The sequence below is a fragment of the Streptacidiphilus sp. MAP12-20 genome (assembly GCF_041262525.1).
Taxonomy (GTDB): Bacteria; Actinomycetota; Actinomycetes; order Streptomycetales; family Streptomycetaceae; genus Streptacidiphilus.
Genome location: NZ_JBGCCK010000034.1, coordinates 46776 through 58954, shown reverse-complemented (window position 1 = coordinate 58954; position 12179 = coordinate 46776). Strand labels below are relative to the sequence as shown.

At 69.9% G+C, this 12179-nt stretch carries 6 protein-coding genes and 3 pseudogenes; all 9 read right to left on the bottom strand.

Going from position 1 to position 12179, the window contains the following annotated elements; translation table 11 throughout:
* Positions 1 to 473: pseudogene (locus tag ABIA32_RS31465) on the bottom strand (carbohydrate ABC transporter substrate-binding protein); the annotation flags it as partial.
* Positions 474 to 814: 341 nt separating this feature from the next.
* Positions 815 to 2194: a jacalin-like lectin gene (locus ABIA32_RS31460; protein WP_370102909.1), complete on the bottom strand. Its 1380-nt coding sequence runs from the start codon at positions 2192 to 2194 to the stop codon at positions 815 to 817.
* 47 nt (positions 2195 to 2241) lie between these two features.
* A complete protein-coding gene (locus ABIA32_RS31455) occupies positions 2242 to 4188 on the bottom strand; it encodes a phosphatase PAP2 family protein (protein ID WP_370102907.1) in 1947 nt (648 codons plus the stop codon).
* Between the two features lie 119 nt (positions 4189 to 4307).
* The gene (locus tag ABIA32_RS31450) at positions 4308 to 5792 is read right to left on the bottom strand and encodes an arabinofuranosidase catalytic domain-containing protein (RefSeq protein ID WP_370102905.1); all 1485 of its coding nucleotides are present in this window, start codon (positions 5790 to 5792) and stop codon (positions 4308 to 4310) included.
* A gap of 52 nt (positions 5793 to 5844) precedes the next feature.
* Positions 5845 to 6672, bottom strand: coding sequence for a carbohydrate ABC transporter permease (locus ABIA32_RS31445; protein WP_370102903.1), 828 nt, complete (start codon positions 6670 to 6672; stop codon positions 5845 to 5847).
* 10 nt (positions 6673 to 6682) lie between these two features.
* A complete protein-coding gene (locus tag ABIA32_RS31440) occupies positions 6683 to 7645 on the bottom strand; it encodes a carbohydrate ABC transporter permease (RefSeq protein WP_370102901.1) in 963 nt (320 codons plus the stop codon).
* A 59-nt stretch (positions 7646 to 7704) separates the two neighbouring features.
* The gene (locus ABIA32_RS31435; protein WP_370102899.1) at positions 7705 to 8994 is read right to left on the bottom strand and encodes a sugar ABC transporter substrate-binding protein; all 1290 of its coding nucleotides are present in this window, start codon (positions 8992 to 8994) and stop codon (positions 7705 to 7707) included.
* Positions 8995 to 11314: 2320 nt separating this feature from the next.
* Positions 11315 to 11602, bottom strand: a pseudogene (locus ABIA32_RS31430) (putative Ig domain-containing protein); the annotation flags it as partial.
* A gap of 39 nt (positions 11603 to 11641) precedes the next feature.
* Positions 11642 to 12157 (bottom strand): annotated as a pseudogene (locus ABIA32_RS31425) (RICIN domain-containing protein); the annotation flags it as partial.
* Positions 12158 to 12179: the final 22 nt, after the last annotated feature.

The window sequence follows — 12179 nt, the reverse complement described above, 5'->3', positions numbered from 1 at the left end:
TTGCCCGAGGCGGTGGTGGCCTGGGCCCACTTCCAGGGCAGGTAGTCGCTCCTGTTGACACCGGGCGCCTTGCTCAGGTCCTCGAAAGCGCTGCTCAGCGCGTCGGAGGTGGCCAGCGAGATGCGGCCGACCTCCAGCGCCTGGATGTCGTCGAGGCCGCCGGCCGACAGGTGGGTCTGCAGGGCGGTCCAGTAGTCCGCCTCCGCGGTGGTGGTGTCCTCCTTGATGGTGATGTTCGGGTGCGCGGCCATGTAGGCGTCGAACAGACCCGCCTCCTTGTATCCGAACGTGCCGAAGTCGCCGACGGTGAGCGTGATCTTCGCGGCGCTCGAGCCGCTGGGATTCCCCGAACCACTGCCGCCGCCGGAGGAGCAGCCGGTGACCAGCAGGGTGACAGCGGCGGACAGAGCCACGGCCGAGGACACGACGGCTCTGCGGGGCCGGGCGACGCGAAGTGCGGAGGACGTGCGCATGGAGTCTCCTTCGTCGGAGGGTGCGGCTGGGTGGGTGCGAGGAAGTGGATGTTCTGGGAGCGCTCCCGAGTCGCTGGTGCAGGCAGCGGCCCCGGTGGCGGTATCTGGACGTGGCGGGCCGGGAGCCTCTTGGTCCTGTATTTGGGAGCGCTCCCAATCCCTCGTGAAGATTCCTTCCTCGAAGGCATCTGTGTCAAGAGGGAGGCGATCGCGTTGCCGGTTCGTGTCCTGTGCGGGCGCATGACAGGGAGCGGATGCGGCCCCGAAACGCAGGGCGCCCGGCGCCAGTCGGCGCCGGGCGGTTGAGCTGGATCAGGAGGTCAGCGCTGGGTCGGCGTGGGTCACCGCTGGGTGTAGATCACGCCGAGCTTGTCCACGGCTGCGCCGGAGCGACCGTAGAAGCCCGCGACCTGCCAGCCGGTCGGAGCCGTGTACGTCGTGCAGTCCGAGGTGGTGGTGCCGCCGGACAGGGTCCGGCCGAGGTTGGTGGTGAAGCGGGCGGAGAAGATCCGGGTGTCACCGTTGTACTGGGCCTCGCAGAGCTGGGTCTGGGTGACGTACTCACCGCTGCCCAGGGTCAGCGACGCGGCGGTGCCGCCGGAACCGCCGTGCGTGAAGCTGGTTCCGTCGGCGAGGGTGATCCCGACCTGATCGATCCGGTTCCCGCTGCGCAGCGAGATCGTGGTGGCCTGGGCGTGCGCCGGCACGCTGCCCAGGTCGGTGTAGAAACTGCCGTGCGGGCCGCCGAAGTCGTCGCTCTGGCGGTAGTCGGCGCTCTGCGTCCAGCTGAAGTTCGTCAGGATCGGGTCCATGTCCGAGAGCATCAGACCGGCCGGGTCGAGGAACCCGGCGTGCTCGTTGTGGTAGCCCGTGGCGTTGAGGCCGACCAGCTTGTTGCTGCGGTAGAGGGCCTTGTTCGTGATCTCGCAGGTGTCGGTGATCGCGGCCTCGTCGCACATCAGGTTGGGCGCACCGGCGGCCGGGGCCGTGCCGCCGAGCTCCAGCTGCACCCACGCGTCGGTGAGACTGTTGGCCGCGACGAAGCCCTGCAGCTGGTCGGGGGTGCGGGTGTAGCGGCTGTTGGTGTCACCCGCGACCACCACCGCGTTGCCGGCGGAGTTGGCCTGGATGAAGGCCGTCAGCTGCTGCCACTCCGCCTCGCGCGCGGTCTCGTCGCCGCTGCTGGTCCCGGCGTTGGTGTGCAGGTTGTAGAAGTCGACGTAGTCGCCCTCGGCCAGGCGCATCCGCATGAAGGTGAAGCCCTTCGGTGTGATGCAGTCGCCGTTGTCGGGGTAGCAGCTCGACCAGGTCACCCGCTGGAAGTCCTCGAAGGGGTGGTTCGACATCGTGTTGAGGCCGTCGCCGAAGCCCGCCGGACCGCTGGTCGCAGTCCGGTAGGCGTGGCCGTCACCTGCGTAGATGTACGCGTGGTAGTTGAAGTCCTCCTGCGCGTGGACGATGTCGAAGGGCTGGACTCGCAGGCCGATCTGGGTCGCGGCGGCCTCCATGGAGAGGGTTGTCGGCGGCTCGTGCACCACCGGCAGGCCCGCCACGTTGTAGTTGAGCAGCGAGAAACTTCCGCCGATGCCGGAAGCGGAAGCGGAAGCGTAAGAGGTCGTGGACGCGGCGGAGGCGGGGGTCGTCGCGCCCGCCGCCGCGGGGCCGGTCGAGGCGAGGGTGAGCAGGGCGGTGGCGACGGCGAACGTGTGCAGCTTCCTCATGCGGATCTCCCTGGGATGAGTGGGGCTCGTGCGTCCGTGAGAGCAGGTCAGTGCGCGGCGGTGAGTTTGAGGTGCAGCCCGGTGCCGGTGTAACGGGGCTGGAGCCGGTAGCCGGGGACGTCGACGCTGATCGAGCGGAACCGGCCGGTCAGCCCGTCCGCGCTGATGAGGTGAAGGCTCCGGGTGTGGCCCGACGCTGCGGCCGAGGAGAGGTGGATCGTCAGATCGCTGTCCCAGCCCAGGCGCACGCACCCGGCCGCGTCCAAAGCGGGAGCGCCGTCGTGCGCGTCGCCATCCGCGGCTTCCAGGCTGCCGCCGGCCAGCGTGAGCGAGCCGTGGACGCGGACGCCGGAGTCTGCGGCCAGCCGCAGGGTGCCGCCCTGGACCAGGACGTCGCCCCGGCCCAGCGCCTCACGGCTCGCGGCAACCAGCACGCCCTCCCGGACCTGGGTGCCGCCGCGGTAGCGGTTGGCGCCCGCGAGGGTGAGCGTGCCGGTGCCCCGCTTGGTCAGGCCGCCGGGGCCCGCGATGTCGTTGCGCCAGCTGTCGGCGGCGTGGAAGCCCTGCGCGGAGGCGGCCATGGTGACCCGGACGTCCTCGTCGAAGGCGGCGTAGGCGTCGGCCGCCGCGAAGAGGTTCAGTCGCCCCCACTGCTCCGGTCCTTCGAGAATCGGGTGGCCGGACGGCAGAGCGGTGGTCCGCAGCACCTCCCGGCGCTGGTCCGCGCTGAGGTAGGGCAGTCGGGTTTCCAGCAGCACCTCGGCGCCCTGCGGCACCGTCATCTCCCGGCGCTCTCCTCGCCGGGGCAGGCCGTAGGTCAGCAGCGGTGCGACGGTGGCGGCGTTGACCCGGCGGTCCGCGTAGGGGTCGGTGGAGCTGTCGGCGCTGTCGGCGCTGTCGGCGCCGTGGGCGAAGGCGTACAGCGTGTCGGCGGTCGTTCCCGTCACCGCCTGGAAGTAGGCCGAGGCCGTGTTGCGGGCAGCGGTCTTGATGCCCGCGTTGGCCGGGTCGGACAGGATCGCCGCCGCAAGGGCGGTGGCCAGGGTGCGGCCGCCGAGGACGTCGACGGGGGAGTGCATGCCCGCGACGATGCGCGAGTCCGCCAGTTCGAAGGCGCGGGTCACCAGCTCCTGGAAGCGTTCGGGGACGGCGTGGGCGAGCGCGAGAGCGGCCAGGAAGAAGGCGTTGGTGTGGCCGCTGGGGTAGCCGCCGTCGGTGGCCGGGGTCGCGCTGCGCTGCCGCAGCAACTGCGGTGCCACGATCACCTCGGACCGGTAGACGGGGAAGCCGAAGGCGTCCGTGGCGCCGGTGTCGACGACCTCGCTGTCCTCGGTCATCCGCCAGGGCCGGGGGTAGCGGTAGGCGAGCTTGGACGGGTTGCCGGAGGAGTAGGTGCCGCGCAGGGTCTGCACCAGCGCGACCACCGCACCGAGCTGCGAGGCGGTGGAGCCGGCGCCGGTCGCCGATCCGGCCGGAGCGCCGGCGGGAACGCCTTCGTTCACTGGGCCGGGGGGAGTGCCGTCCGGCGCGGCGGTGATGCTGGTGACGGCGAGCGCACCGGCTTTGTAGAGCTCGGCGAGCGGGCCTAGCCCGTCGATCACGCCGTAGCTCTGGTCCTGGCGGTCGTGGATGAACGCCTGCTTGGCCTGCTCGGCGGTACGCCTCGCGGTGGTCTCGACGCAGTGGCGCATATTGGCGCGCAGCAGCTGACGGTCGATCACCGTCCCGTTGTTCCAGACCGATCCGGTCTGCCAGGCCCTGGCCATCCCGGACAGGGCGTCGACGGCGGCGTTCGTGGCTGCGGTCAGATTCGCCGAGGTGTTGGTGGTGTAGTGCTCGACGAAGGGCAGCATCGCGTCGGTGCTCGACGCGGCTGCCGACCGGGGAGTCGTGCTGGACGCGACGGCGAGCGGGGCCGGCAGTGCCAGCCCCGCCGTCACGCCGATCGCACTGCCGAGAACTGCCCGTCGGCTGACCGTTCTTGATGCGCGCATCGCACTCTCCGTCGCTGACTCCCGGTCTCCCGAGCGGACCGGTCCGCAGGAAAGCTAGAGGCCGGGAGTCACGCGGAGCCGAACGGTCGCCCTCTGGATTGTGAACGCTAACAATCGACTCAGGGAATGGCCCACTGCTGGTTGCTGCCGCCGTTGCAGGTCCACAGTTCGACCAGGGCGCCGTTGGCGGTCCGGGCGCCGGTGACGTCCAGGCAGAGGCCTGACTGCACACCGGTGACGGTGCCGTTGGCGTTGAGCTGCCACTGCTGGTTGGTCTGGCCGTTGCAGGGCCAGATGATGACCTTCGTGCCGGGCGTGGTCCCGTTGTAGTTGGCGTCCAGGCACATCTGGGAGCTGCCGCTGTAGACGGTCAGCTGGTTGGCGGCGGTGTGCGTCCAGGTCTGGTTGGCGGCCCCGCCGCAGCTGTAGATCTGGAGCTGGGTGCCACCCGTGGTGGTGGAGTTGGGCACATCCAGACACTTACCCGCGCCGACCGCGTGCAGCGCCCCGGTGACGCTGCCGCCCCCGCCTCCGCCGCCGCTTGCGGCGGTGTAGCCGGCGGCGACGATGTTCGCCTGGACCGAGTCGTCCGCCGCGTCCGTCGGGTAGCCGGCGGTGATGACGCCTTCGAAGAACGAGCCGACCGAGCTGTTGCTGTTGTCACCGCCGGTCCCCAGGATGATCGCGCCTTCCTGATGCATCGGGGCGTATCCGCCGAGATTGGGCAGCGGGCCGTTGTACCAGGTGGTCAGCGAACCCGATTGGGCGTTGCCGCCCTTGATCGCATAGGTCGTCGTGCCGTTGTTCTTCAGCAGTGCGGTCACGAAAGCACTCGAGTTGCCCTTGTTGTTGGTGTCGGATCCGTTCGCCCCCGCGAAGAGGCCGTTCTCGAGGTCCGCCTGGACCCAGGGTCCGGAGCCGGAGCAGGGGGAGAACCAGCACTCGGTGCTGAAGTTGATCGCGTCCATGTGGCCGTTGCCGGTGTCGGTGCCGGAGGTCTCGGCGTTCCCGTAGTCGAAGCAGCAGCCGCCGTTCACATGGTCGCCGGCGGCGACCATGTACGCGCCCTGCGGCTGACTGCCGGTCGGCACACCGGTGGTGGCGTTGTTCCGGTAGCCGACCCCGGCGCTGACGTAGACGCCGTAGACCTTGTGGCCGCCCACCGTCAGCGGCAGCGCCGACGCGTTCGCGCCGACGTCCTGGCCGCCGTTCCCGCCGGGGCCGGCGATGGTGAGGTTGTTGTGCTGGGAGCTCTGGTCGTAGAGCACGGTGATCGTGCAGGTGGTGCCCGCGCAGAAGGAGTCCTGCGCCGCGGCGTTCGCGTACCCGCCGGAGCTGAGCAGGCCGATGTCGGCGGTGGCGCCGTCGGAGGCGCGCTGGACCTGGTAGAGCGGGCCGCTGTAGGCGGCGAACAGGGCCCGGACCGTGCTGTGCGCGGCGACGCAGGGCGTGCCCGCAGCGGCGTAGAGGTCGCAGGGCAGGGACGTCGCGGCCTGCGCCGCCCCCGCGCCTGCGCCGACGAGTGCGCCGAGGGCCAGGGCGAGCCCGGCTCCGGCGGCCGCAAGCCGCCTCCCCAGCAGTGTCGCTCTCGTTCGAACGGTCATGCAGATCCCCTTTCAGGTGGGTGGACCGGAGTGGTGGGTGGGACAGCCCGGCTCAGCCACGCAGCGCGCCGGACATGAAGCCCCGCACGTAGCTGCGCTGGAGCAGCAGGAAGAGCAGCAGGCACGGGGCCGCCATGAAGACGACACCGGCCTGCAGCGTCGGGTAGTCGATCGCGCCGAAGGTGCGGCCCTCCATGTCGACCACGGCGAGCGGGAGGGTGAACCTGTCCGAGGAGTTGAGCAGGATCAGTGAGGCGAAGAAGTCGTTCCAGGCGGCCAGGAACGCGAAGAGTCCGACCGTCACCACAGCGGGGCGCACCGCGTGCACCAGCACGCGGGTCAGCGTCGCGAAGCTGCCGCAGCCGTCGATCGCGGCGGAGTCCAGCAGCTCCTGCGGGATCGCCTCGAAGGAGTTGCGCATCATAAAGGTGGCGAACGGCAGTTGGAACATGATCAGCACCAACGAGAGCCCGACCAGCGAATTCTGCAGGCCCAGATCACCGAGCAGGACGTAGAGCGGGATCAGGATGGTCGGATAGGGCACCATCAGGATCGCCAGTGTGAGCAGGAAGAGCAGGTTTTTGCCGGGGAAGCGGAACCGGCCGAAGGCGTAGCCGCCGAGTACGGAGACCGCCAGCGTGCCGGTCACCGTCATCAGCGTGACGGCCGCGCTGTTGGCCAGGTAGGCGCCGATGCCGTTGCCGTAGTGGACCATGGCGCGGAAATTCTGCAGGCCGAAGCCGTGTGGCGTGCGCACCGAGGCCCAGCCGCTCCACAGCAGCGGGAAGAGGAAGAGCACGGCCAGCGCCGCGCCGGTGCCGTAGTACCCGAGCCGGCCCGCCGTGCGGCGGGTGCGGTAAGGGAGAGCGAGGGATGTCATCGGGTGGCTCCTAGCGGTCGTCGCGGCGGCGCAGCAGTGAAAGTTGCAGCACGTTGAGCACGATCAGCACGGCCAGCGCGAGTACGGAGAGGGCCGCCGCCGAACCGAGGTCGAAGCGGACGAAGGCCTCCCGGACGATGACCATCACCACGGAGGTGGTGCTGTTGTCAGGCCCGCCCTTGGTGAGGATGTAGAACTGGTCGAAGGCCAGCAGCGAGCCGGTGATCATCATGATCAGCACCAGCGCGATCGTCGGCCGGAGCAGGGGCAGTGTGATCCGGCGCAGGATCTGCACCGGGCCCGCGCCGTCGATCCGCGCGGCCTCGTAGAGCTCGACCGGGATCGCGTGCAGGCCGGTCAGCAGGATCAGCATGTTGAACCCGGCGAAGCGCCAGGTCACCAGCGCGACGGTGGAGGAGAGCGCGGTGTTCGGGCTGCCGGTGATCCAGTCGATCGGCTTGGTGATCAGGCCGAGCCCGTGCAGCATCGGATTGACCGGCCCGATCTCGTTGCTGAGCAGCCCGAGGAAGAGCAGCGAGGCGGTGGCGAAGCCCACGGCGGCGGGCAGGAAGAAGGCGGTGCGCAGCAGGCCCGTGCCGGGCCGGCGATGCTGCACCAGCAGGGCCAGCCCGAAGGAGACCGCGAACAGCACCACGGTCGTGACGAGGGTGTACTTGAGCGTGAACCAGGCCGCCTGCCCGATCAGCGGGTTGTCGGCCACGCTCGCGTAGTTGTGCGGCGCGTTGAGCGTGGGCGGAGCCAGTAGCGGCCAGTGGTTCAGCGACATCCAGCCGACCAGCACCAGCGGCGCGACGAAGAGCACCGCGACCACCAGCGCCGTCGGTGCGGCGTAGAGCAGGCCCGTCAGTCGCCTGCGGCGCGCGCCGGCGCCCGGCTTCGCGGCGGACGGAGCGGGAGCCGAGCGGCCGCCCGGGGCGCGGGAGCGGGACAGCCGGTCGAGGGATGTCTGCATGGTGGTGCGCCTCCGTGCGGGGCTCGGACCTGCTCGGACTTCTGACGTGGGCGGCCGCGTTACTGCTGGTTCAGGGACTTGGTGATCGCCGCCTGCCCGTCCGACAGTGCCTTGGCCGGGTCCGGCCCGAACAGAGCGCCGCGCAGGGCCGCCGTCCACGGACTCTGCGGGTCGTTGTAGCTGGCGTTGAAGTTCAGTGCATAGGGCGTCTGGCCCTTGGCGAGCACCTGGTTGATGGCGACCACGGCCGGGTCGCTCGCGGCGTACTTGTTCTGTGCCAGGTCGGTGCGGGCGATGATCTGGCCCTGCTTGGCCACGACCTCGACCTGCGCCTGGTCGCCGAGCGTCCAGGAGAGGAAGTCCCAGGCCGCGTCGGCGTGCGAGCTGGTCGCGGAGATCCCGGCCACGTCGCCGCCGACGAACGTCGAACTGCCGCCGTTCACGCCCGGGATGGGGGCCACGCCCACGTCGATGCCCTTCTGCCGGATCAGGCTCAACCAGGAGGACGGGCCGGGGGCGATGCCGACGGTGCCGGACTGCAGTGCGCCGAGCCAGGTGGTGCCGTCCTCGGACTTGGCGGCCGGGTCCATGGTGCCGTCGGCGAACAGGTCGTGGTAGATCTTGAAGACGGCGGTGACCTGCGGACTGGCGATATTGCTCTTCGTTCCGGCGTCGTCCATCACCGTGCCGCCGTCCGCCCAGACCGAGGGCCAGAATGTGAACTCGACGCAGCCGCCGCAGTTGCCGCCGATGTACGTGCCTTTGACCTTGCCGCCCAGCTTGGCAACGGCGCGCGCCTGCGCGGCGAACTCGGCCATGGTGGTCGGCGGCTTGGCCGGGTCGAGCCCGGCCTGCTTGTAGAGGGCCTTGTTGTAGAAGAGCACGGACAGGTCCAGCGCGTGCGGGACGGCGTAGAGCTTGCCGTCCTTGGTGGCGGCCTTGATGTGGGAGGGAGCCACGCTGTCCTTGAAGGGCAGCGCCTGGAAGCGGGCGGAGACGTCCTGCCAGAGCCCCTGCGAGACGTAGTTGGGCGCGAAGACCACGTCGGAGGTGAAGATGTCGGGCAGGGCGTGGGCCCCCGCTGCCGCGGCGATCTTGGCGGGGTACTGCTCGTTCGGGTAGGTGGTCAGCACGACGTGGTTCTTGTGGGACGCGTTGTAGGCACTGACCAGGGCCTGCGTCTGCGACTGGGTGCCCGCGCGGGTCCACATCGTGATCTGCGTCCCCTGCTGCGCCGCGCTCCCGCCCGGCGTTGGGTTGCCGCCGCCGCTGCTGCAGGCGGCCGTGACGGCCAGGGCGAGGGCGGCGAGCGCGGCGGCGAGGCTTCTTCGCCAGGCGGGTGGTCTCATCGGGGTGTGCTCCTCGGTCGGTGGGGTGGGTCGGTGGGCCGGCGGTCCCGGGGGCCCCGGGACCGCCGGCGTGTGAGCGATCACAATTGACGTCGCGTCAGCTCGCCAGCGTGATGGTCACCGTGGTGGCTCCGGAGTTCGCCGTGACGGTGTGGGTGGTGGAGTCGTAGCTGCCTCCGCTGACGCCGGTCACGCCCACGGAGAGGAAGATCGGCAGCTGGATCGCGACCGTGCCGCCCGGCAGCGTGCCGCTGAGGCTGACGGTGACGACCCTGCTGCTGCCCGGCTTGGTGACGGCCAGCGTGACCCCGTAGCTGGAGCGGGATCCGTTGGACACGTCGTACGCACTGGTCAGGTTGGAGACGGAGACGGTCTGGCCGGCCGTCACCCAGGTGTTGGGGATGCCGCGGCCGAGGTAGAGCGGCTTGGTGAAGCTGTAGGGACCACTGCCGGTGGACGCGAGCCCCTCGGCGACGATCGACTCCAGCAGGCCCTGCTGCTGCGCGGAGGTCGGCCAGGCGTACGGGCAGGCGCCGAACTCGGGACCGGCGTGGTTGCCGATCCACGGATTGCCCGAGTCGGGCCCGGTGCCGTTCGCCTCCCACCAGGCGTTGGGGCCGCCGGTCGTGGTGGCGAGCTGCCAGGCGTAGCTGGTGATCGGCAGGTCGCGGTACTGCGTCCCGTACAGGCCGTTGGACGCGTAGGCCGTGTTGTAGGCCGTCGAGTAGCCGTTGAACGCCCCGAAGGTCGGGTAGGGCAACCCGTTGGCGGAGAGCCGGTTCAAGCCCCAGGCGTAGAGCGCGTCGCCCTGGGCCGGGTTGCCAGCGATGCCGTTGAGCGTGCCGCCCTCGAGCATCGTCGACCACTGGTTCTGGCCGACCCATTCCGGCGAGGCCCAGTTGGCATCGTTGTAGGTGTTGCACCGGTTGGCCGAGTTGGGCTGATCCACCGTGCAGGGCAGGTAACTGAAGCCGTTCGCCGACTCGTTGGTGCCCAGCAGGGTGTTGAGGTGGCTCAGCAGCGAGGTGTAGGCGGAGTCCGCATACTGCGCCTCGGCGGTGTTGCCGAGCCTGGTCGCGATGTACTTGTAGGCCGCCAGGCCCTGCAGCGCCGAGTAGTCGTCGAAGAGCCAGCGCCCGGAGGAGTCGTTGTCGTAGCTCGTGGCGAGCACGCCGTCGGAGGCGAGCTGACCCTGGTAGATGCTGTGCATGATGGTGTAGAGGCTGGGCCCCCACGGGCTGCTGCCGCCGGAGTCGTCGTGGAAGTACTGGCTGACGAAGGCGGTGTCACCGGTCTTGGCGAGGTAGAGCGCCCAGGCGGCCGGGGTCTTCCAGTCGCCGTCGTAGTACCAGTTGGCACCCTGCTCGTTGAAGCTCGGGTCCTCCGAGATCCGGCCGGTCAGCAGCAGGTTCTGCGCGTCGTGGAAGTCACCGGTCTCGAAGCGGGCGATCAGCTCGCCGGGCACGTCGTGGTTGAGCAGCCAGGCGTAGTTGTTCGCGGCGGAGAACTGCGCCTCGCCGACCTGCATGATGAGGTCGTAGATCGTGCCCGCCTTGTAGGCGTTGGTGAGGGCGGTGCCCGGGTTGGCGAGGCTGCCGGTGTTGGGGAGGGTGAGGTTGGGCAGCGAGACGGTCGGCGTCTCGGCGACGCGGCCGTTCCAGTAGGACGTCATCGCGCTGTAGGCGCTGTCCAGACTCGGTGCGTTGCCGCTGAGCGTGCTGCTGCCGGGCAGCGCCGCACCCGAGCCGAAGGTGTCGACGGCGGCCACGTAGTCGTGGTTGCTGGTGGCGCCCGGCTGCACGGTGTTGAGCGAACTGCTGGTCAGTCGGACCAGGTTGGTGCCGCTCCCGCCCGGGTCGAGAGTCAGCGCCGAGCTGCCGTTGTTCGTGACGGAGACCCGGGTGTAGACGAGCATGACCGGGTTGCCGCCGATGGTCGCCTTGTCGGCGAAGTCCTTGATGGACACCGAGGCGCTGCCGGTCGTGAACGAGGTGGTCAACGCGGGCAGGTAGCCGCTGTCCTCCGCCCACTGCACCGACTGCGCGGGCCGGTTGCCGCCGTTGTGGTAGATGCTGAACGCGTACATGGCGCCGCAGATGTTCGTGCCGCCCGAGTTGTAGGTCGTGGGCACGCCGCGCGCGAAGTAGGAGCCGGAGAGGTAGGAGAAGACCGGCCAGTAGTTGCCGTCCCAGCCCAGCGCCGACTCGTTGGAGTAGCCCTGGCCGTACGGGTCCGACGGGGTGGGGAAGTTGGTGCCGTAGGCGTTGGGCAGCGAGGAGTTGTGGCAGGCGTTGGGAGCCACCGCCGGGATGCCCTGGTAGCTGCCGCCGCCCGACCCGGTGTTGACGGTCCAGGAGAAGGACGCCGTGCCGGAGGCGCCGGTCGTGTCGGTCGCGGTGACGGTGGCCGTGGAGGTTCCCGCCGTCGTCGGGGTGCCGGAGATCAGGCCGGAGGAGCTGATGGCCAGCCCGGCCGGCAGCCCGCTCGCGGTGTAGGTCAGGCTCTGACCGCTCGCCGAGTCCGAGCCGCTGAGCTGCAGCGACACGGCGGTGCCGACGGTCGAGGTCTGCGTGCCGGGGTTGTTGACGGTGACGGTGTTCCCACTGCTGCCGCCGCCCGGGTAGCTGGGCAGTTGCCAGACGCGGGTGGTGGCGGTGCTGCAGGGGAGTTGGACGAGGAGGGTGTTGGAGGCAGTGCTGTCACCGCTCGGGACGATGCACTTGCCGGAGTGGACGGCGACGAGGTTGAAGGTGTTGCTGACGCCGGAGACCGCGACCGGTTGGAGGGTGAACTCCTGGTTGGTCTGGTTGTTGCAGGTCCACTGGATGATTTTGGCGTTGTCCGCGGTGGAGCGGCCGGAGACGTCCACGCACAGGCCTGCCACGCTGGTGACGGTGTAGCTCGCGGTGGTGCCGGAGACGGGAGTGAAGGTCCAGTTCTGGTTGGTGCCGCCGTTGCAGGAGTACTGGATCAGCTGGACGCCCGTGGTGGTCTGGCTGTTCGGGTCGTCCAGGCAGTTGCCGCCGCCCTGGTCGACGGCGGTGCTGGTGAACGAGGACGCGGCGTGCGCGGGGCCGGCGAGGGCGAGGACGGGTAACACGGCCGCCAGCAGGGCGACGACCAGCCCGCCGGCGAGTCCGGCGAGCCGTCTGGGTGGGTTCATGACGGGTTCCCCTCCCGAGGGG

Bases quoted from the DNA above. Each gene is read 5' to 3' on its own strand.
- ABIA32_RS31460 (WP_370102909.1), bottom strand. From the start codon at position 2,194: ATGAGGAAGCTGCACACGTTCGCCGTCGCCACCGCCCTGCTCACCCTC.
- ABIA32_RS31455 (WP_370102907.1), bottom strand. From the start codon at position 4,188: ATGCGCGCATCAAGAACGGTCAGCCGACGGGCAGTTCTCGGCAGTGCG.
- ABIA32_RS31450 (WP_370102905.1), bottom strand. From the start codon at position 5,792: ATGACCGTTCGAACGAGAGCGACACTGCTGGGGAGGCGGCTTGCGGCC.
- ABIA32_RS31445 (WP_370102903.1), bottom strand. From the start codon at position 6,672: ATGACATCCCTCGCTCTCCCTTACCGCACCCGCCGCACGGCGGGCCGG.
- ABIA32_RS31440 (WP_370102901.1), bottom strand. From the start codon at position 7,645: ATGCAGACATCCCTCGACCGGCTGTCCCGCTCCCGCGCCCCGGGCGGC.
- ABIA32_RS31435 (WP_370102899.1), bottom strand. From the start codon at position 8,994: ATGAGACCACCCGCCTGGCGAAGAAGCCTCGCCGCCGCGCTCGCCGCC.